The organism is Streptomyces sp. NBC_00667 (assembly GCF_036226825.1).
Taxonomy (GTDB): Bacteria; Actinomycetota; Actinomycetes; order Streptomycetales; family Streptomycetaceae; genus Streptomyces.
In genome coordinates this window covers 163,927-182,455 of the sequence record NZ_CP109022.1, presented here as the reverse complement: position 1 = coordinate 182,455, position 18,529 = coordinate 163,927, and the positions used below count along the sequence as shown (strand labels likewise).

18 protein-coding genes and 6 pseudogenes are annotated in these 18,529 nt (G+C 69.2%); 13 read left to right on the top strand and 11 right to left on the bottom strand.

Annotated elements, in window-relative coordinates; all coding sequences use genetic code 11:
- Positions 1–29: 29 nt before the first annotated feature.
- Entirely contained in the window at positions 30–278 is a 249-nt protein-coding gene (locus OHA81_RS34540) for a DUF6924 domain-containing protein (RefSeq protein ID WP_443056741.1), read from the top strand.
- A 29-nt stretch (positions 279–307) separates the two neighbouring features.
- On the opposite strand, the pseudogene OHA81_RS00840 reads toward OHA81_RS34540, so the two are convergent.
- Positions 308–1,095: pseudogene (locus OHA81_RS00840) on the bottom strand (IS5 family transposase).
- 314 nt (positions 1,096–1,409) lie between these two features.
- Positions 1,410–1,839 (bottom strand): annotated as a pseudogene (locus tag OHA81_RS00835) (pyridoxamine 5'-phosphate oxidase family protein); the annotation flags it as partial.
- A 330-nt stretch (positions 1,840–2,169) separates the two neighbouring features.
- On the opposite strand from OHA81_RS00835, the gene OHA81_RS00830 reads away from it, so the two are divergent.
- The 7 genes and pseudogenes from OHA81_RS00830 to OHA81_RS00800 all read left to right on the top strand — a co-directional run bounded on the left by OHA81_RS00830 (position 2,170) and on the right by OHA81_RS00800 (position 7,289).
- Positions 2,170–2,454, top strand: coding sequence for an SgcJ/EcaC family oxidoreductase (locus OHA81_RS00830; protein ID WP_329191726.1), 285 nt, complete (start codon positions 2,170–2,172; stop codon positions 2,452–2,454).
- The gene (locus tag OHA81_RS00825) at positions 2,427–2,708 is read left to right on the top strand and encodes a hypothetical protein (protein ID WP_329191724.1); all 282 of its coding nucleotides are present in this window, start codon (positions 2,427–2,429) and stop codon (positions 2,706–2,708) included. Before OHA81_RS00830 ends, OHA81_RS00825 begins: the two co-directional genes overlap by 28 nt.
- A gap of 321 nt (positions 2,709–3,029) precedes the next feature.
- Positions 3,030–3,440 (top strand): nuclear transport factor 2 family protein, encoded by a 411-nt coding sequence (locus tag OHA81_RS00820; RefSeq protein WP_329191722.1) that lies wholly within the window; start codon positions 3,030–3,032, stop codon positions 3,438–3,440.
- A gap of 1 nt (position 3,441) precedes the next feature.
- Positions 3,442–4,719 carry a glycosyltransferase gene (locus tag OHA81_RS00815; protein ID WP_329191720.1) on the top strand — a complete coding sequence of 426 codons (1,278 nt, stop codon included), beginning with the start codon at positions 3,442–3,444 and terminating at the stop codon, positions 4,717–4,719.
- Positions 4,716–6,023, top strand: coding sequence for an MFS transporter (locus OHA81_RS00810; protein WP_329191718.1), 1,308 nt, complete (start codon positions 4,716–4,718; stop codon positions 6,021–6,023). Before OHA81_RS00815 ends, OHA81_RS00810 begins: the two co-directional genes overlap by 4 nt.
- Positions 6,024–6,069: 46 nt before the next feature.
- Positions 6,070–6,199 (top strand): annotated as a pseudogene (locus OHA81_RS00805) (transposase); the annotation flags it as partial.
- Positions 6,200–6,479: 280 nt separating this feature from the next.
- Positions 6,480–7,289 (top strand): annotated as a pseudogene (locus tag OHA81_RS00800) (IS5 family transposase).
- Here the strand turns inward: OHA81_RS00800 and OHA81_RS00795 are convergent.
- Positions 7,290–7,595, bottom strand: coding sequence for a barstar family protein (locus OHA81_RS00795; protein ID WP_329191716.1), 306 nt, complete (start codon positions 7,593–7,595; stop codon positions 7,290–7,292).
- Positions 7,596–7,707: 112 nt separating this feature from the next.
- Here OHA81_RS00795 and OHA81_RS00790 point away from each other — a divergent pair, with 112 nt between their 5' ends.
- On the top strand, positions 7,708–8,868 hold the full coding sequence (locus OHA81_RS00790; RefSeq protein ID WP_329191714.1) for an IS701 family transposase: 1,161 nt from the start codon (positions 7,708–7,710) through the stop codon (positions 8,866–8,868).
- Positions 8,869–9,032: 164 nt separating this feature from the next.
- Here the strand turns inward: OHA81_RS00790 and OHA81_RS00785 are convergent, their stop codons facing one another.
- The gene (locus OHA81_RS00785; protein WP_329191712.1) at positions 9,033–9,425 is read right to left on the bottom strand and encodes a hypothetical protein; all 393 of its coding nucleotides are present in this window, start codon (positions 9,423–9,425) and stop codon (positions 9,033–9,035) included.
- 94 nt (positions 9,426–9,519) lie between these two features.
- Here OHA81_RS00785 and OHA81_RS00780 point away from each other — a divergent pair, with 94 nt between their 5' ends.
- Together OHA81_RS00780 and OHA81_RS00775 are read left to right on the top strand one after the other, a co-directional pair.
- Complete coding sequence (locus tag OHA81_RS00780) at positions 9,520–10,491, top strand: LLM class flavin-dependent oxidoreductase (RefSeq protein ID WP_329191710.1); 972 nt, start codon at positions 9,520–9,522, stop codon at positions 10,489–10,491.
- Positions 10,492–10,566: 75 nt separating this feature from the next.
- Positions 10,567–11,795: pseudogene (locus tag OHA81_RS00775) on the top strand (TerD family protein).
- A 153-nt stretch (positions 11,796–11,948) separates the two neighbouring features.
- Here the strand turns inward: OHA81_RS00775 and OHA81_RS00770 are convergent.
- From OHA81_RS00770 to rpmG, 5 genes and pseudogenes are all read right to left on the bottom strand, one after another.
- Positions 11,949–12,197, bottom strand: a complete 249-nt coding sequence (locus tag OHA81_RS00770) for a hypothetical protein (RefSeq protein ID WP_329191708.1) — start codon at positions 12,195–12,197, stop codon at positions 11,949–11,951.
- 612 nt (positions 12,198–12,809) lie between these two features.
- Positions 12,810–13,045 (bottom strand): annotated as a pseudogene (gene rpsR / locus OHA81_RS00765) (30S ribosomal protein S18).
- A 70-nt stretch (positions 13,046–13,115) separates the two neighbouring features.
- Entirely contained in the window at positions 13,116–14,267 is a 1,152-nt protein-coding gene (locus OHA81_RS00760; RefSeq protein ID WP_329191706.1) for a CobW family GTP-binding protein, read from the bottom strand.
- Positions 14,267–14,512: a type B 50S ribosomal protein L31 gene (locus OHA81_RS00755; RefSeq protein ID WP_329191705.1), complete on the bottom strand. Its 246-nt coding sequence runs from the start codon at positions 14,510–14,512 to the stop codon at positions 14,267–14,269. Before OHA81_RS00755 ends, OHA81_RS00760 begins: the two co-directional genes overlap by 1 nt.
- A 43-nt stretch (positions 14,513–14,555) precedes the next feature.
- The gene (gene rpmG, locus OHA81_RS00750; RefSeq protein WP_329191703.1) at positions 14,556–14,720 is read right to left on the bottom strand and encodes a 50S ribosomal protein L33; all 165 of its coding nucleotides are present in this window, start codon (positions 14,718–14,720) and stop codon (positions 14,556–14,558) included.
- A 78-nt stretch (positions 14,721–14,798) separates the two neighbouring features.
- Between rpmG and rpmB the strand changes: the two genes are divergently transcribed.
- Both rpmB and rpsN read left to right on the top strand, forming a co-directional pair.
- Positions 14,799–15,035 carry a 50S ribosomal protein L28 gene (gene rpmB / locus OHA81_RS00745; protein WP_329191701.1) on the top strand — a complete coding sequence of 79 codons (237 nt, stop codon included), beginning with the start codon at positions 14,799–14,801 and terminating at the stop codon, positions 15,033–15,035.
- Positions 15,035–15,340: a 30S ribosomal protein S14 gene (rpsN, locus tag OHA81_RS00740; protein WP_329191699.1), complete on the top strand. Its 306-nt coding sequence runs from the start codon at positions 15,035–15,037 to the stop codon at positions 15,338–15,340. Before rpmB ends, rpsN begins: the two co-directional genes overlap by 1 nt.
- A 595-nt stretch (positions 15,341–15,935) precedes the next feature.
- Here the strand turns inward: rpsN and OHA81_RS00735 are convergent.
- Together OHA81_RS00735 and OHA81_RS00730 are read right to left on the bottom strand one after the other, a co-directional pair.
- Positions 15,936–17,744, bottom strand: coding sequence for a putative Ig domain-containing protein (locus OHA81_RS00735; protein WP_329191698.1), 1,809 nt, complete (start codon positions 17,742–17,744; stop codon positions 15,936–15,938).
- A gap of 345 nt (positions 17,745–18,089) precedes the next feature.
- Positions 18,090–18,305, bottom strand: a complete 216-nt coding sequence (locus OHA81_RS00730) for a hypothetical protein (protein WP_329191697.1) — start codon at positions 18,303–18,305, stop codon at positions 18,090–18,092.
- Positions 18,306–18,529 lie beyond the last annotated feature (224 nt).

Here is an 18,529-nt window from a genome sequence, read left to right as displayed (position 1 = left end):
GTTAGGGGAGGGACGGTTCTGCGCCATCGATAGAGGCTGCTGCGGATGAGGACGCCCAGTTCGGCGAGGTCTTTCTGGCTGACGCGGCCATGATGGAGGGTCCGGATCACCCGCTCTTGGCCGTGGACCTCTCGGACGAGCCTAGGCGGACGTTCAGGCTTCCTGTTCAGTGGTTTCCTGATGTCTCGGCCAACCTCAGCATCGCCAGTATGGACTTTGCCGAGTTCGCCGACGCCGTGGACGGGTCAGGGACCTTCCGCGGCTTTGGCGAGGCCTGACACTTTTTACGGAGGCCTGTCCGGGCGGGCTACGTGCCGCGCCAGTTCAGCGTGGCTTCGCGGGTGAGGCGGCGACTCATCAGGTCGGTCATCGCGATGCGGATCATGGCTTCGGAGCGGTGCGGTGGGTTTCGTAGTCACGGGCCAGGCGCCGGTGGTGCATGAGCCAGCCGACGGTCCTCTCGACGACCCATCGTCGCGGGATGACCTTGAAGCCCTTCTCGCCGGGGGCGCGGCGGACGACTTCGACGTCGATGCCGAGGCGGGCGCCGTGGTCGATGGCCGTGATGCGGTAGCCGGTATCGGCCCAGGCCTTCGTCACCCGCGGGTGAGCTGTCGCGATCTGCGAGAGCACCTGGATGCCGCCGGCGTTGTCGGAGACGCTCGCGGCGGTGACCAGCACGGCCATGGGGAGGCCGAGAGTGTCGACGCCGATGTGACGCTTGCGGCCTGAGATCTTTGCCCGCACCGATGCCCTGACCAGCAGCGGGGACGTTCCCGGAGGGCTTGAGGTGCTGCGCGTCCACCACGCACGCGCTCGGCTCGCCCTCCTTGCCCTCCGCCTCCCGGACCAATCGCCTCAGCACCCCGTTGAGCTGGTCGAAGACGCCCGTCCTTCTGCCAGGCAGCGACGTAGCCGTAGACCGTCTCCCACGGTGCGAAATCATGAAGCAGGCAGCGCCAGGGAATGCCGGTGCGGTCGACGTAGAGGACCGCGTCCATGATCTGCCGCAGGTCGTGTCCGGGTGGCCGGCCTATGTCCAGGCCGGCCCTTCCCCCTCCGCTCGGCCCTCCAAGCCGACCGGATGGGCTCCATCAACTCCCACCGGGCATCGGGCAGGTCACTCGGATACGGTCGATGTCGGGCCGTGTTTCGGTAGTACCGCCAACAGTCCCCGGACTACAGGGCGCAAACGGGGGTGACCTGGGGCGCCTTGGGATCAGACAGGAGCGAAGAGAGACTCAAACGGACCTCCGACTGCCATCCCCCGCCACATGCGTCACGTCAGCCGACACGAAGCTCTGCCGCCTCTGCCGGGACGGACATCCAACTTCCACCGACCACGCCAGCCGGGCCAAAACGCTCTTCGAGGAGCGGACGGCCTGGCGGCGCGCAGTCGACAGGCTCTGGCCGTCGATGTCGAGTGCGGTGCCGTACCCAGGCGGTTCACCTTCAGCCGGATGACCACCCGGTGTTCGGCGACCAACTGCTCCAGGAACGCGCCGTCGGCTTCCGGCTTCGAGGCTTGCGGGATATCGCAAGCAGTTCTTGCCCCACGGCGTCACCGGGAACGGTCGTGCTCCCGGAAACCTCGGCCTCGCCTTCGGCGACGGCGAACGACCACACGTCGACGCCCTGCACATGAAGCGCCGCATCCGGGTTGCGCCGCAGATGTACGACTTTGACCCGGTCGGCCGTCGTCGAGAACGGCACCGTGCGGGTTTTGGGGTCTCAGCTGTACAGCATCGTGGTCAGGTGGGGGTGGCCGCTGCGCTTGACGGTGGCCAGTGTGCCGAACTGCTGCCTGCCGAGCAGGCTGGAGAGGGCTTCGTCGGCCAGGGGGCGAGGCGCTGGTCCTCGAAGTCAAAATGCAGTTCTAGGCCAACGTCAGAAAGACGTCGATGTCGCGTACTTCCACCTGTGCGACTCCCGTCATAAGCCTCGGTTATCGGATCTTACTGATCTTCGATGTTGATGGGCGCGGTGGGGAGTTGGAAGATCGACAGCGGCCGGGACCGCCGCACGGTGGTCCGTGGGCGGTGCGGCGCCCGTACCGGTGACACCGCACCGCCCGGCGGGCCGCCTGCGGCCGCCGACAACGTGCCGGACGGGAGACCAGCTGTTGTCCCAGGGCGCCAGCACACCCGCACCCCCAGGAAGGACACCCTCATGAAGCCCCCCGTCGCCGGCGTCACGATTTCACAGGAGGAGGTGCGCGCCGTCGTCAGCCTCGTTGCGCAGGTCGAGCACGCCCAGCGAAACGGCCTGCCGGACGCGTTCGCGGAGCTGTTCCGCCAGGACGCCTTCTGGACGATGCCCTACGGCGACCCGCTGACCGGCCTGGAGGAGATCAGCGCCTTCGCCCACCGTGCTCTGCCCAGCGCGAGCCGTCAGCCGGTAACCGTCACCTACGGAGCCGCGCCCTCGTGTTCATCCGGCCCGACCTCGCCGTGATCAAGATCCGTCAGCGGCTGATCACCGGACGACGCCTGCACGAGGTGCTCCGCGCTCACGGCGATCCGGCTCGGCGGAGCAGCTGTGGCAGACCTGGCGCGGCCGAGCGCCGGTGGGCGTCCGCAGTGGCCGCCCACCCCGAAGCCGCCCCCGGCACGCTGCTGTACGTCCTCGCCAAGGACGACGGCCGATGGCGCATCGCCGTCGCCCAGAACACCACGGTCATCGACCACGGCGCCCTCGCCGCATGCTGAGCCCTGCAGACCAGAGCCTCGCGTTTGACATCGCCCGCAGCGCACGGACACCTGGGCGGCATGGGAGCACGTCAGCCGCGTCGCAGAACAGGCGATCGACGCTCCCGCCACCACGGTCGAGGAGGCGGGGACCGGCCTTCTGCAGGAGACGCGATGCCCCGACGACCCGCAGGCACTGGCCGAACCAGACCTCTCGGGCCACCGGGGGCGCCCGGCCGTCGGCAACCTGGCCGGCACCTGCACGTCTGGAAGCCCGGCTGCCCGGCCGGGCCCGAACGGGAAACGGCAGACCGACCGTTCCACTTCCGAGGAGTTGCGGCATTGACGTTCCGTACCACGGCCGAGGTCATCCACTGCTTCAACCGCGCCTTCATCGAGCACGACGCCTCCTCGCTCGCCGACCTGATCGCCGACGACTGCGTAATGGAGGCGAGGGAGCCGGCTCCTGACGGAGCTCGCTACGAGGGCCGCGCCGAGTGCCTGGAGTTCTGCCGTGCACTCGCCGAGGACCGCACGATCCAGTTCGAGCCGGAGGCCCTCGTCATCACCGGTGAACGGGCAACGGTCCGCTGGCGGTACCACTTCGGCGACGGACCCACCGACTCGGTCCGCGGCGTGAGCCTCACGCTGGTACGGGACGGGTTGATCGTCGAGTCCCTCGGCTACAGCAAGACCACGGGCGACGCCCCGCCGGCCAAGGCCGGAATCCATGGAAGGCAAGGGAAATCCTGATATGCGTGTGTTGTTGGTGGCCTACGGGTCGCGCGGGGACATCGAGCCGATGCTCGGGCTCGGGGCGGAACTGCGGGCACTCGGCGCGGAGGTGCAGATGTGCGCCCCGCCGGACTTCGCGGAGCTGCTGGACCGTGCCCGCATCCCACTGGTGCCGCTCGGCCAGTCGTTGCGCGCGATGGCGACCAGGGCGGTGACCGGGACGGGGAAGCCGCTGCCGGCGGAGAGCCTCTCCGAGCGTGCGGCCCGGATGCTCGCCGCGACGTACGACTCGGTCACCGGGGTGGCCGAAGGATGCGACGTCGTGGTGGCGACCGGCTTGATCCCGGCCGCGGCCGCCGCGCGGGCGGTGGCCGATGAGCTGGGCGTCCCCTACGTGTTCGCCGCCTACTTCCCGACCTACCTGCCGTCGCCGCACCACCCGCCGCTCGCGTGGCCGGGCCGGCCGCTCCCGCCGGAGGTGACCGACAACCGGGTGCTGTGGGACCTGAACACCGAGCACATGAACGCGCTCTTCGGCGAGGCGGTCAACAACCACCGGGCCGCGATCGGTCTGCCCCCGGTGGAGAACGTCCGCGACCACGTCTTCACCGGCCGCCCGTGGCTGGCGGCCGACCCGGCCCTGAGCCCGTGGCCGCAGCCGGCCGACCTCGACGTGGTGCAGACCGGCGCGTGGATCCGGCCGGACGAAAGCCCGCTCCCGGCCGCTCTGGAGGCGTTCCTGGACGCCGGCGAACCCCCGGTGTACGTGGGCTTCGGCAGCATGCCCGTCCGCGACGCGCAGAGCGTCACCCGGGCGGCCGTCGAGGCGGTCCGCGCGCAGGGCCGCCGCGTCCTCCTCTCCCGCGGCTGGGCCGGCCTGGCCCTGACCGACGACCGGGACGACTGCTTCGCCGTCGGCGAGGTCAACCAGCAGGTGCTGTTCACTCGGGTGGCGGCCGTCGTGCACCACGGCGGCGCGGGCACCACGACGACGGCTGCCCGGGCCGGCGCGCCCCAGGTGGTGGCAGCCCAGATGGCGGACCAACCGTACTGGGCCGGCCGGGTGGCCGAGCTGGGCATCGGCGCGGCGCTCGACGGTCCGACCCTGACCTACGAGTCCCTGTCGGCCGCACTCGAGACGGCCCTGACCCCCGGTACCCGCACACGAGCGGCTGCCGTAGCCGCCACGATCCGCACCGACGGGGCGAGGGCGGCGGCGAAGCTGCTGCTCGACACGGTCGGCCGGGAAAGACCGCCCGCGTCCGTGTCTCACCCCGCACTTGAGGAGAGGGCATGAAGGTGAAGGACCGCCGGGTGCCCGGCGAGCGGAACCTGGCCGCCGGGATGCTGGTGGACGCGGTGGGCACGGGTATGTACGTTCCGTTCAGCCTGGTTTTCTTCCAGCGGATCACCGGACTGCCACTGCCGACGATCGGCACCGTCCTGACCGTTGCCGGGCTGCTGGCGATGAGTGCCATGCCGGTCGGCGGCTGGGCCGTCGACCGGTTCGGTGCCCGGCGGGTGCGGCTGGCCCTGTATCTGGTGCGCGGCCTCGGCTTCCTGGCCTTCCCGCTCGGTACCACCCTGCCGGTCTTCGCCCTGGTCGCCACCCTCACCGCGGCCGGCGCTCAGGCCTTCCCCGCGACCCAGCAGGCCCTGATCGGCGAGCTCGCCCAGGGGGAGCACCGGGACCGGCTGATGGCACTCGCCCGGAGCGTGAACAACGCCGGCCTCGGCGCTGGCGGCCTGCTCGCCGCCGGATTGGTGCAAGTCGGCGGTGACCGCGGCTTCCTGGCGGTCGCCTGGCTGAACGCGGCCACCTTCTTCGTCGCGGCACTGTTCGGGCTGCGGATCAGGACCCCCCACCCGGTCGGCCCCGCGACCGGCCGGCAGCGGCCCGGCTACCGCGCGGTGCTGCGCGATCGCCCGTACGCCGGGCTCACCCTGGCCAACTTCCTGATTGCCCTCGGCTATTCGGCGCTCAGCGTGCTGCTGCCGGTGTACGCCGTGAGCCAGTTCGACCTGCCCGCCTCGGTGGCCGGTCCGCTGTTCGCGGTCAACACGGCGCTCTGCGCCTTCGCCGGCGTACCGGTCGGGAGAGTCAGCAGGCGCTTCGCCCGGCGCACCCGGGTGGCTGCGGTCGGCGCCCTCATCTTCGCCACCGCGTTCCTCGGGTACGCGCTGCTGGGCGGCATCCCCCGCCAAGGCGTGATGGCCGGCCTTGTCGGGCTTCTGGTCCTCTACACGATCGGCGAACTGGTGCACAGCCCGAGCGCCGGCGCCCTCTCGGTGAGCGCCGCTCCCATCGAGGCGCGCGGCCGTTACCTGGCCACCTACCAGCTGTCCTGGGCGCTGTCCCAGACCTTGGCACCGTCGCTGTTCACCGGCCTGCTGGCCGTCGACGGCCGGCTGCCCTGGCTGGTGCTGACGGCGAGTTCGATGGCAGGGGCCGTCATGCTGCTCGCCCTGGAGCGGAGCCTGCCGGCCGAAGCTGTGTACACCACGACCGCCGAAGCCGTGCCGCCCGCACGCCAGCCGGGACCGCGCCAGCTGAGACCTGTCCGGGCCGATCATGTGGCTAGGTCGTCCACCGATCGTTGATGTGAACATGGGGTGGGGTGGTCTGACGCATGCCGAGTGAGAACGGCTGCGGCCATTCCTCCCGGTGAGCAACGGTCGTTGTGGGCCGGTGGCGGGATCACCGTCAGGTGATCGACGGGACTCTGCACCGGGTGCGGACCGGCGTTCAGTGGCGGGACCTGCCCGAGCGGTTCGGTGGCAAGCCCATGGACCCGGGCTGTCTGGTCACGGCTCCGGGTCCGGGCGTGCCCGTGGATGGTGTGGTCCGGCGAGGGCTGGTCCTGGTGGAGACCCCGCGAATTCCCAGTCAGCGTGAGGTACGCGTACTTCTGCGGGATTGCCTCCAGTCCCGCTTCGGAACCGCAGGCCACGCGTCCAGATCCACCGAACAGCCGCGGGACCTGGACGCGTACGGCGATGAAGGGCTCGGCGCGGTCTAGAGCGTGTCTCTTTAATGGGCTGGTCCGTTGATCGGATATGTCCATCCGGTTTGTGATCACTGATGCGACGTGCGACCGGATCAAGCCGCTGATGCCGGCCGATCCGGTCCGCGGTCGGCGATGGGCCGACCACCGCCGCACCCTTGAGGCCATTGCGTGGAAGTACCGCACCTGTTCGCCCTGGCGGGACTTGCCGGGGGAACTCGGCTCCCTCCAGACGGCTCACAAACGCCTCATTAGGTGGGCCGTCGACGGCACCTGGGCACGGATCCTGGCCGCAGTCCTGGCCACCGCCGACGCTGATGACGACGTGAAATGGACGGTCTCGGTGGATTCCACCATCTGCCGGGCCCATCAGCACACGGCTGAGGCTGTGAAAAAGGGGCTGCGCGACGGTCAGAACCCGACGACCACGCACTCGGACGTTCTCGTGGCGGCCTGAGTACGAAAGTACATCTGGCCAGCGACAACCGGGCACGGCCGCCGTCATGGCCAGGATCCGCGTCCCCCGAGGCGGACTCGGCAGGCCCCGGACTCGACCGGCTCGTCCTTGCGAACCGCGCGTATTCTTCCCGCGCGATCCGCAGCCATCTCCGATGGCGGGGCCTTCGCGCCGTCGGAGATGGCTGCTGACCAGGTCGGACACCGCCTGCGAAGAGGGCGAGCCGGAGGTCGGCCGCCAGGTTTCGACGCGGAGGCATACAAGCAGCGCAACACCGTCGAACGGTGTATCAACCGCTTGAAGCAATGGCGTGGTCTGGCCATGCGCACGGACAAGCTTGCCCTGGCCTACGAGGCTGCTTTGCACTTGGCAGCCATCCTGATCTGGTCCCGCTCGACGCGGTGATCAGAGCAGCTCGTGCACGACCAGGCGCGACTGCTTCCCCGAGAAGGCGCTTCGCAGGGCTCGGGCCTCACGGTTCCGGGCAGCGAAGACTCCTTGCTTGTCCACGTGCACGACCAGGACGTCATAGCTATCGATGACCTCGGAGATGCCCCGTGTCTGGATGGTGTCCCGCCAGGCTTCCGTGTTCCGACCGAACCAATCCGGCAGTCCGCAAGGCTCAACCACGGCGTCCCAGAAATCGTTGAGCGTCTCGATCGGCCTACCTCGCAGGTCAACCACCAGTTCCGACTCAATCCTCTTGGCCATCACGACAGAGTAATCGGCCCTCTTTCGAGGCGTCAGGGCTCCAAAGAGACAGGTCCTAGTACTGCAACGGTGTTTGCCGTGACGGTTGGGCAGGTCGGTCGTTGGTCGGTTCATGGGTGGGGAACTTGCTGATGCCCGGTCGTGGGCTGGTGAACTGAAGTCTTTGCACGAGCGGTTCGTGCACCGCTTCTCCAGGTCGGAGCCGCGGGAGTCGGCTCTTGCCTATATGCGGGGGCTGGTCGCTCCGCTGGAGCGGAAGAACGGCTGGACGCTCGCGGAAGAGGCCGGGCATACGGGTCCGGACCAGATTCACCGGCTGTTGAACCGGATCGACTGGAACGCCGATGAGGTCCTCGACGATGTGCAGGACTATATCGTCGAGCATCTCGGCGATCCGGACGCGGTGCTGATCGTGGATGACACCGGGTTCCTGAAGAAGGGTGTCCGCTCGGCCGGGGTCCAGCGTCAGTACTCAGGGACCGCCGGGCGGACGGAGAACTCCCAGATCGGGGTGTTCCTCGCCTATGCCGGCGGCCGTGGCCGCACGTTGATCGACCGCCGTCTGTATCTGCCCACGTCGTGGACGGATGACCGGGAACGGTGCCGGGCGGCCGGCATCGACGACACGGTCGCCTTCGAGACGAAGGTGGTGATGGCCAAGGCCATGGTCCGCCGGGCCATCGCCGACCGGATTCCGTTCCGGTGGGTGACCGCGGACGCCGCCTACGGCTTCTCCAAAGGCTGGCGTTCCGAGCTGGAGCGGGCGGATGTCTTCCATGTCATGGCAACCACCCGCCATGACACCGTCGTCTCCCGCTGGGCCATGGATCATCCCGTTCACGACCTGTTTCCCGGGCTGCCGAGGCAGAAGTGGAAGCGCCGTTCCTGCGGCGACGGTGCCCACGGCCCCAGGGTCTACGACTGGGCGAGGGTCGAGGTCCGTCCCTGGCATCGCGAGGACCGCCGGCACTGGGTGATCGCCCGCCGCAGCGTCCGCCGGCCAGACGAAATCTCCTACTACATCGCCTACTGCCCGGCCGAAACCACCTTGGACGAGCTGATCCGCATCGCGGGAAGCCGTTGGGCGGTCGAGGAATGCTTCCAGAGTGCGAAACAGGAGTGCGGCCTGGACGACTACCAGGTCCGCCGCTACGACGGCTGGCACCGCCACATGACCCTGGCGATGGCGGCCCACGCCTGCCTCACCGTCCTGCGGGCCCGCCAACTCGACACCGGGAAAGCAGAAACGGATCCTCCCAGCTCATACCCCTGACCCTCCCCGAACTCCGACGCCTGATCTACCGCCTCGCCCACCGTCACCCGGCACCCGTCGACCACGTCCTGCACTGGTCACACTGGCGCCGACGACGACAGTTCCAAGCCCGCATCAGCCACTACAAACGACGCGGCCACACACCACCCGAAGCCAACAAACCATCACGAAAGAGACCGTTGCAGTACTAGCGGACGAGTCCAGTCGAACACTTGGATGGGCAGGCAGTCTGCAGGGTCGTCGCCGGCCTCCGACGAGCCGTACTGCTTGCCAGCCGACGCCCACCAGCCGAGGTCAGGCAGTACGGGACGTACTTGCGCCAGGACGTCCGGTGATCTGATCACGGCTTCGAAGTCGACCTCTGCATAAGCGATGTCTGCGATGCCCAGCGAGGTGCGCACCGCACGTATCGCTTCGGCAAGGCCGCCCTGGACATGCCCGTCTACGCCTACGCCTACGCCGCGAAGGATGGCACACGGACGCGGATCAGTACCGTGAAATCGCCCGGCACCGCCCTGCCGCTGTCCGGGCTGGTCATCAACCTTCGGAGTCGTCATGTTCCGATCCACTGGTACCTGACCTCCGCTGCACGCGTGCTGCCCGTGCCCACGAGTGCCCCCCGTGCAGGCGCATGATCCCTATGCTGACGACATGCTCGACATACCTCTTTCAGCACTGGAAGTCGCGATGGTCCAGACGGACACCCGCGCCGTGGACACGCTGCGGGACACCGCGGCCTTCGCACAGGGACTCGAACGGCTCGGCTACCACCGGCTCTGGTACGCCGAGCACCACCACTCACCCGCGATCGGCGCGTTCCCGCCGGTCGTGCTGATCGCGCACGCCGCCGCCACGACCTCCGTCATCCGTCTCGGCTCCGGCGGGGTGCTGGCACCCAACCACGCCCCCATCATGCTGGCGGAGCAGTTCGGGACACTGTCCGCCCTGCACGGGGGCCGTATCGACCTGGGCATCGGCCGTGGCCCCGGAACCTTCGACGAGGCCACCGCGCGGGCGCTGCGCCGCGGCGCCGGACCGACGACCGACGCGGAGTACGGGAGCGACGTGGCCTCGGTCCTCTCCCTCCTGGTGGGCGAAGTCGCCCTCGACCCGCTGCCGGAGCCGTGGCTGCTCGCCTCCAGCACCGCGGGCGCCGCCCTCGCCGCGGAGCTCGGCCTGCCGGTGGCCGTGGCCCACCACATCCGACCCGACAACACCCTTGCGGTACTCGAGCGTTACCGGGCGGAGTTCACCCCGTCCCGTTGGTGCGAGCGGCCCCGGGTGTTGTTGTGCGTCGAGGCGGTGTGCGCGGAAACCGACGAGGAGGCAGTGCGGCGGACGGGGCCCATGGCCGTCGTCAAGGCCGGGCTCCTCAAGGGGGTGAGCGACATGCCCTTCCCGACCCCCGCGCAGGCCGCCACCCACCCGTTCACGGAGGAGGAGCGAGCGGTGCTGGCCCACTTCCGGGCACAGCAGGCCGTCGGGGCCCCGGAGACAGTCGTACGCCGGCTCGAACGACTGGCGCGCGAGACCGGCGCGGACGAGCTGATGCTGACCACGCCCGTGCACGACCTCGGCGACCGCCTGCGCTCCTACGAATTGATCAGGAAGCACTGCGGCTGAGCGAGAAGTACCGAGACGGGCGGGAAGCCCTCGTACGCTGCAGACGTCGGGGGCAGTCGAGCAAGGGGGGCCCGCATGGGCTTGCGAAAAGGCGCCAATGTGCCGGTGGAACACACCTCGGTGCGGGTGGAGGTGGGATGGCAGGAGCGCCCCGGAACTCCGGACGTTGACGTGTCGGCCCTGCTGCTGACCGCGGCCGGAAAGGTGCGGTCGGACGTCGACTTCGTGTTCTACAACCAGCCCGCCCACCGCAGCGGCGCCGTCTGCCACGAGGGCAGGCGACAGGACGGCGCGAGCGTAGTCGAGACGATCAGCGTGACGTTGTCGGCGGTGGAGCAGGACATCACGACCGTGGTGGTCGCGGCCTCACCGACGGCGCGTTCGGCCGAGTGCCCGGTCTGTTCGTACGCGTACTGGACGCGGAGAGCGGGGCCGAGGCGGCGAGGTTCGACGCCACTGACGCCGACTCCGAGACGGCCTTCCTGCTCGGCGAGCTGTACCGGCGGGGTGGTGCGTGGAAGTTCCGTGCGGTGGGCCAGGGCTACGCCTTGGGCCTGGCCGGGCTGGCTACCGACTTCGGCATCACCGTGGACGAGCCCACCACACCGTCATCCCCACCGGCACGTCAGCCGCCGCCCGCCCCGGTGCCCCCGGCGTCCGAACCCGTACGGCTGTCGAAGATCACTTTGACGAAGGCCGCTCCCGCGGTGTCGCTGACCAAACAGGGAGCCACCTCGGGGGCCATGCGGGTCAACCTCACGTGGAGCGCGGCCGAGCCGGGGCGCGGCCGGCTGGACAGGGGCAAGGTCGCCGTCCGGCTGGACGACGTCGACCTCGACCTCTCCTGCATGTGGGAGCTGCGGAACGGAACGAAGGGGATCGTCCACCCCATCGGCAACGAGTTCGGCTCGTTTGACCGACCGCCGTACGTCCTGCTGGACCAGGACGACCGGACCGGCGGCAGCGAGGACGGCGAGAACCTGATGATCAACCTTGATCACTCGGAAGAGATCAAACGCCTCCTGGTGTTCGTGGTCATCTACGACGGGGCGTCAGACTTCTCGGGACTGCACGGCGTCGCCACCCTGTATCCGCCCGCCGGCCCTCCGATCGAAGTGCGTCTGGATGAGTGCACCGTCCCCTCACCGGTCGCCGCGATCGCGCTGATCGAGAACGTGGGCGGCGAACTGGTCGTACGGAGAGAGGCGAAGTACCTGGTGCTCGCGCCGGGCGTCTTCAAGCAGCAGGCCGCCGACCTCGAATACGGCTGGGGGATGAGCTGGCACTCCGCCACCAAGGACTGACACCGAGGACCGGCACCGAGGAGTGGCCGATCATCCGGCGAACAGGATGTAGGAGGCCGTCGTGGTCAGAAAGAATCCCGCGGGCTGGACGGGGAGCAGAGCCCAGAAGCACAGGTGCACACAGATGCCGACGGCATCGGCGTAAAGGCGGATTCACGGGACGAGCAGCCCGACGGGCAGGAGGGCTTCGATCGCGATCACCAGGGTCGACATGGGCCTGCCGGCGCGCAGCGCGTGCGGGGTTCCGCTGCCCAGGAGGCGGACGGGGCGCGTGGGGTAGAAGTACTCGCGACGGGGGAGGAGCGGGCGCGCGGCCGCTCCCGCCTCGATGCACTGCGCCACCCGCAGCCCGGAACGGATGTGCGGCGAACGTGCCTTGATCCATGCGCTGTTGACGTACATGTGGGGCCGCCGCCTCAACGAGATGTTCACCCTCTGGGGGCTGTTGTGGGGCGCCGGCTACGGCACAAGCGTTCCAAAGCCACAGAGCGTCACGTGACGACTCAGGGGGAGTCACATGACGCCCCTACCAGGTTTCACCATGGTCTTCACCAGGAGAGGGCTGATGTCGTTCAACAACCTCAGGTGGATGACCTAACCCCTGTGAAGGAGCTGGCAACCCAGGGCTCCCATGCGATGGCTCCCCTCTTCCGCCGGCCTCTATGAGCGTCACCTTGCGACTTGCGATCGCTGTCCCCGAAAGATTGGTGCCCGGAAGGATCCCACCTCCGGCGATACCTCACGCAAGAACAAACCCGGAAGCGAGCTCACCACCTCCATGCAGGGAGACGCCGTGCTCTCCAAAGGGGCGAAGATCGACGTCAGAGGCGGGCAAACCCGCCTCGCAAGCGCCGCACAATCCCTGCGCCGCACCTTCTCCGCCGCCCTTGCCCGCCACACCGGATCATCAAGGGTGAGGGCGTTGCGTTGCCTGTCTCTCGTCGCTCGAGGACTCGCGCCGCGAGGCCCGCCAACGGGCGGCCGGCGGTGTGGGGGTGGTAAGCCCGGGTGCCGTCAGCGGCCGGTGTACGGCAGCAGCGCATCTCGCGTGCGTTCTTGACGGCGGTGGCGAGGGCCCGCTGCTGCTGGGCCGTGACCCGGGTGACGCGTCGGCTGCGGATCTTTCCGCGGTCGGAGACGAACTTCCGCAGCAGGTCGGTGTCCTTGTAGTCGATGTAGGTGATCTTGGCCGCGTCGAGCGGGTTTGGCCGGGACTTCACGGGCTTGCCGGGGTGTGGGCGTCGGGCCATGGGGATGCTTCTCCTTGCAGGAACGATTCGGGTTCGGCCTCGTCGGGCCGTGATCAGGTGTGTGTGGGTGTCAGACGGCGTCGAGGAGGGAGTCGAAGGCGGCGGGCAGGTGCTTCCACGCTTCGCGCCCCGGCTCGTACTCCGCGTCCGTCAGCAGGCAGGAGTCGAGGAGTTGTTCCAGCCCGTCCCGGTCCAGGCCAGGGGAGGTGAAGACGAGGTGCTGACAGCAGTCGCCGTGGTCCGGGTGCCAGTCGAGCGCGGCGGCCGCCTGACGCATGGGCGGGACCATCTCCCAGGCCGCGGCGGGCAGTGACGCCAGCCACGGCCCGGCGCTCTCCACGCACAGAGCTCCGCCGGCCGCGTCCCAGGCGAGCAGCGTGTCGGGGCGGTCGGCGAGCCAGTACCGGCCGCGGCTGCGGGCGGCGGCGCAGCACAGGTCCTCAAGTGCCTGGTAGAGACGTTCCGGGTGGAACGGCCGTCGGCGGTGCCAGACGAACGTCGTGACGCCGGCCTCGTCGGCGTCCTGGGGCAGGAGCGCGCACGCGGGGTGCTGGGCGGCCGCGGCGGCCTCTACGTCGAAGCCGGCGAAGGCGGCCCTTGCGAGTTCGGTGGACGCGGCCGGGACCCGGCGCGCGGTGGGGTGCAGTTGCGCGAGGAGGGCGTGGTCCTCGTCGTCGGCCTCGTCGCTGTCGATGACGGCGAGGACGGGCGCGTACTCCAGCTGGCGGGCCCAGGTGTCTCCGACGGTCCGTTGGTCGGTGGGGGCTGCGGCGAGGCCGGCCTCGGCTAGGTCGTCGCCGTTGGCGAGGTAGGGCAGGACAAGCGCGGGGTCCACGGCAGTGATCACGCTTGTCAGGGCCATCCGGTCTCCGCCGTGCGCCGCGATCACCTCCGCCATGGCCTTCGGTTCGACCGAGTCCCACAGCTCGACCACGGCGAGCCGGGTCAGGCCGCTGTCCGCCATCCGCTCCAGTTCCGGGACCAGGTCCTCGCGCAGTGCGCAGCACGCGCAGTCGTTGACCAGGGGGGTCTCATCACGGGAGAGGGTGCCCGACGCGTCGCGGATCAGGCGGAGCACAGTGCCGTCGGGTGCTCCGGCCAGATCGTGGTGGAGCGCCACACTGCCCGGGACGGTCCGCAGGAAGCGCTCTACGACTTCCTTCCGTGCGTCGGCGTGGAGACCGGCGACGATCACGACGTGGAGCTGGTGGTCGTGGGTCATCAACGAGCTCCGTAGCGGCGCTCGAACTTCTCGACGCGGCCGGCCGTGTCGAGTACGCGAGCGGTGCCCGTGTAGAAGGGGTGGCTCCCGGAGGAGATCTCCACGTCGACGACCGGGTAGGTGTTGCCGTCCTCCCAGTCGACGGTCTTGTCGCTGGTCATCGTGGAGCGGGTGAGGAACGCGGTGCCAGAGGCGGTGTCGCGGAAGACGACGGGCGCGTAGGCGGGGTGGATTCCGGGCTTCATGACAGGCGGCCTTTCGAAGGGTTGGGGCGGGGTGTGCGGGGGATCAGCGCTCTTCGCGGAAGTCGACGTGCCGGCGTACGACGGGGTCGTACTTGTGCAGCACCAGCCGGTCGGGGTCGTTGCGCCGGTTCTTGCGGGTGACATAGGTGAACCCGGTGCCTGCCGTGGAACGGAGCTTGACGACCGGGCGGATCTCGTTGCGTGCCATGAGGCTAGTATATGACATTGGTTTTCATTACCAATACGCAGCCCATCAAGACGGTCACCAAGAAAGGCGGCACCTTCCATGTCAGCCCACTGCCAACTGACCGGCGCCAAGCCGGGCTTCGGCAATGCCATCTCCCACTCACACCGGCGCACCTCGCGCCGCTTCGACCCGAACATCCAGCGCAAGCGCTACTGGCTGGCGAGCGAGGGGCGCCACGTCCGCCTGACGCTGAGCGCCAAGGCGATCAAGACGGTGGACGCGATCGGCATCGAGGCCGCCGTGACCCGGATCCGCGCACGGGGAGGGAAGGTCTGATGGCGAAGAAGAGCAAGGTCGCGCAGAACGAGAAGCGCAAGGAGACCGTCGCCCGATACGTCGCCCGGCGGGCCGAACTCAAGGAGGCCATCCGCCGCCCGTCCGCCACCGCGGCCGAACGGGAGGCCGCCCTCGCGGAGCTCCGCCGGCAACCGCGCAACGCCAGCGCCACCCGCGTCCGCAACCGCGACAGCGTGGACGGTCGCCCCCGCGGCTACCTGCGCAAGTTCGGACTCTCCCGCGTACGAGCCCGGCAGCAGGCACATGCGGGGTTCTTGCCAGGAGTGACGAAGTCGTCCTGGTAGGCGACACCCGGACCACACGCCCGACCCGCTCGATCGACCACTACTCGCACACTGCCCCAGAATGGTTAGTGAGCATGATTACCATTAAGAGTTAGGGTGCGTCCCGTACGCGTGCGGCACCTCGACGGGCAAGCAAGGGGGGCCCGAAGGGGGCCGCACGCGTACGTCGCGAAAGCCGAGCCGTCACGGCGGAAAGCGGCTCGGCTTCCGAGACAGTCTCGCGACGCGCACGCCCGCCCGTGGGCCGGGTGCGACCCTGCGCCGTCCACGGTGAGCCGCGACTCCGATCCCCGCGCCGTCGCCACGTCCCGGCCGCCGGCGGTCACGTCACCCTCAACCGGTTTCGCGCCTCCCACGCGTCGGGCGCATCCAGCATGAACCCGCATCCACACCCCCGTGCACCCACAGAGGCAACCCCGACTCCGACGGCGAGCCGCTGCGCCACCCTGCGCGCTCCGGCCAGACGCGATGAGCTGTACGGCGATGTCCCGCTGGCAGGTGACCGTAATCGTCGGCTGAACGGCGCGGGCGGCGCCGTACGCGCGGACGGGCCCGGACCGATGCCTGCGGTCCGGGCCCGTCGTTCACGGAGCGGTCAGCTGATGGTGAGCGCGGTGTCGTCGATCACGAACGAGGTCTGGAGGCTGGAGTCCTCGGTTCCGGTGAACTTGATGGTCACCGACTGCCCCGCGTACGAGGACAGGTCGAAGGTCTTCTGCGCGTAGCCGGTGTTCTTGTTGAGGTTGGAGTAGGAGGTTAGGGTCGTGGAGTTGGCCTGCACCGTCAGCTTGTCGTAGGTGGTGGTGGTCGTCGTCTCCGCGGTGTCGATGTGCACGTAGTAGCTGAGGGTCGCGTGGCACCCCGCGGGAATGGTCACCGACTGGGACAGCGAGTCGGTGTGCGTGGAGCCGTAGCCGTCGAGCCAGGCCTTCCATGAGCCGGAGTGCGCCGCCTCCCCGCTGCCGTTGTCGACCACGCCCGCGGAGGCGGTCCACGGACTGGCGCTGCCGGTCTCGAAGCCCTGGTTGCCGAGGAGCTGTACCGGGGCGCAGTCTCCGCCCACCGGGGTGACGGTCCAGGTGAAGGAGGTGGTGCCGCTCGCGTTGGTGGTGTCCTTGGCGGTGACCGTCACGTTGTAGGTGCCGGCGGTGGTCGGCGTGCCACTGATCAGGCCGGTGGAGGCGTTGATCGACAGGCCGGGCGGGAGTCCGATGGCGCTGTACGTGAGGGTCTGCCCGCTCGCCGAGTCGGTGGCCTTGATCTGGAGGGAGGCGGCCGTGTTGACGGTGGTGGAGCGGCTGCCGGGGTTGGTCACCGTGACGGTGTTGCCTCCGGTGGAGCCGCCCGCGAAGGCGCCGGTGCCGTTGGGTGTGCCGAGGCCGGTCGGGCCGTCGTAGCCGGACTTGGCGGTGCACAGGTAGCTGCTGCCGCAGGAGCCGTTGGCGCCGCTGGTCACGTCGTTGAGTGCCGAGGTGTGGGCGTAGGGGTACGAGGACGGGTAGCTGCCGGCGACCGGGGTGCCCGCCAGGGCGTAGACGGAGGCGATGATCGGCGCCGAGGCGCTGGTGCCGCCGTAGACGTTCCAGCCGCTCGCCTGGTAGGTGTCGTAGACGGCCAGGCCGGTGGCCGGGTCGGCGACGGCCGAGACGTCGGAGACGGTGCGCTTGGCGCAGCCGCTGTCACTCTGCCAGGAGGGCTTGGTGGTGTAGGCCGAGCAGCCGGAACCGGCGCCGTTGCCGCCGGCGCTGGTGCCCCAGACCGATTCGGACCAGCCGCGGGTGGTGCCGCCCGCGCGGTTCAGCGAGGTGCCGCCGACTGAGGTGACGTACTGGGAGGCCGCCGGGTACTCGACGCCGTAGCCGCTGTCACCAGAGCTGACGGTGATCGCGACGCCGGGGTGGTTGAAGTACGGGGCGTCGGAGCTGGGGTCGGTGGAGTCCTCGCCGCCGCCGTAGCTGTTGGAGACGTACTTCGCCCCCATGGCCACCGCGCGGTTGACGGCGGCGCCCAGGTCCTCCATGGACGGCTGGTTCGCCTCGACGAGCAGGATGTGGCACTGGGGGCAGACGGCGCTGACCATGTCCACGTCGAGGGAGATCTCTCCCGCCCAACCGGAGTCGGCCTTCGGGTAGTTGGTGCCGCCGTTCTGGTCGAACTTCTTGAAGCAGCCGTTGGCCGTGGTACAGGCCGGCAGGCCGTACTGGGAGCGGTAGGTCGCCAGGTCGGACTCGGCGTTCGGGTCGTCGTACGCGTCGATGATGGCGACCGTCGCGCCGGCTCCGGCAGAGGCCGACAGCGCGTACGCGCTCTGCAGGTCAGCGGGGCCGTAGCCGGACGGAAGCAGGTTCGGCGCGAGGCGCAGTTGCTGCTTGACGTCGGTGCGGGCCAGCGCGTGGCAGGCCATGTAGCCGGCCTTCGTTGGCTCCGAGCAGAGCCGCTGGGAACCCGAATACGCTGATCAACAACGGCAGACGGAACTCTGCCCCACCCGACCGATCATGCCGCCCAAGGCCCCGACCGCGGTCCCGCAGGCAAGCGCCGACGGGATCGAGCGCATGGCACGGTCGGGCAGGGCATCGGGTCTGGTGCTCACGGACGGAACCTCTCTGGCACGGCGCGGAACCCGCGCGACTCGCGGGTAACCCTCTTGGCGCCCGCCCCGTAATTGCGGCTCTGGCGGCCCGTTCCCTGATACTCCGGGCTGGGGGGCGCCGTGCCAGAAACCCGGCTTTTTCTCGGCGGGAGCGGGTCAGGCCGTCCCGACGGAGTCGAGCCTGCCCGCCTTGGCGTCCTCTATGAGGGAACCGAATTGATCAGCGCTCATCTCCACACGCTGCCCGAAGTCGTCGGTCATCGCGACGCGGCGTTCCGCCGGGGCGGACTCGTCGACGAACAGCTGCAGGCAGCCGCAGTCGCACTTGCCGCAGAACGTGGCCACGGCTTCCAGGGAATTGGTGTCGGTCATCTCGGGCACCTTCCGTAGTCGCGTCCGCCCACGGAGGTGCACCGCCACCCGTATCCCGAACGTGGTGGGAATGCCCGTTCGGCGAGGCGGGCAAGCGCCGGCCGCGCACCGGATCGGAGCACGGCCGGCGGATGCTGTGCTCCCACTGCTCCCAGCCGCCGGGGAAGTGACGGAAACCAGAAGGCACATCGGTACGACTACCTGGGAGAGGCCGGTGATCCGGC

Excerpts from the sequence above, each read along its gene's own strand:
- OHA81_RS00735 (WP_329191698.1), bottom strand. The coding sequence starts at position 17,744 with ATGGCCTGCCACGCGCTGGCCCGCACCGACGTCAAGCAGCAACTGCGC.
- OHA81_RS00755 (WP_329191705.1), bottom strand. The coding sequence starts at position 14,512 with ATGAAGCCCGGAATCCACCCCGCCTACGCGCCCGTCGTCTTCCGCGAC.
- OHA81_RS00730 (WP_329191697.1), bottom strand. The coding sequence starts at position 18,305 with ATGACCGACACCAATTCCCTGGAAGCCGTGGCCACGTTCTGCGGCAAG.
- OHA81_RS00785 (WP_329191712.1), bottom strand. The coding sequence starts at position 9,425 with ATGACGACTCCGAAGGTTGATGACCAGCCCGGACAGCGGCAGGGCGGT.
- OHA81_RS00780 (WP_329191710.1), top strand. The coding sequence starts at position 9,520 with ATGCTCGACATACCTCTTTCAGCACTGGAAGTCGCGATGGTCCAGACG.
- OHA81_RS00795 (WP_329191716.1), bottom strand. The coding sequence starts at position 7,595 with ATGGCCAAGAGGATTGAGTCGGAACTGGTGGTTGACCTGCGAGGTAGG.
- OHA81_RS00830 (WP_329191726.1), top strand. The coding sequence starts at position 2,170 with ATGAAGCCCCCCGTCGCCGGCGTCACGATTTCACAGGAGGAGGTGCGC.
- OHA81_RS00770 (WP_329191708.1), bottom strand. The coding sequence starts at position 12,197 with ATGTACGTCAACAGCGCATGGATCAAGGCACGTTCGCCGCACATCCGT.
- OHA81_RS00815 (WP_329191720.1), top strand. The coding sequence starts at position 3,442 with ATGCGTGTGTTGTTGGTGGCCTACGGGTCGCGCGGGGACATCGAGCCG.
- rpmB (WP_329191701.1), top strand. The coding sequence starts at position 14,799 with ATGTCAGCCCACTGCCAACTGACCGGCGCCAAGCCGGGCTTCGGCAAT.
- OHA81_RS00760 (WP_329191706.1), bottom strand. The coding sequence starts at position 14,267 with ATGACCCACGACCACCAGCTCCACGTCGTGATCGTCGCCGGTCTCCAC.
- OHA81_RS00810 (WP_329191718.1), top strand. The coding sequence starts at position 4,716 with ATGAAGGTGAAGGACCGCCGGGTGCCCGGCGAGCGGAACCTGGCCGCC.
- OHA81_RS00790 (WP_329191714.1), top strand. The coding sequence starts at position 7,708 with ATGGGTGGGGAACTTGCTGATGCCCGGTCGTGGGCTGGTGAACTGAAG.
- rpmG (WP_329191703.1), bottom strand. The coding sequence starts at position 14,720 with ATGGCACGCAACGAGATCCGCCCGGTCGTCAAGCTCCGTTCCACGGCA.
- rpsN (WP_329191699.1), top strand. The coding sequence starts at position 15,035 with ATGGCGAAGAAGAGCAAGGTCGCGCAGAACGAGAAGCGCAAGGAGACC.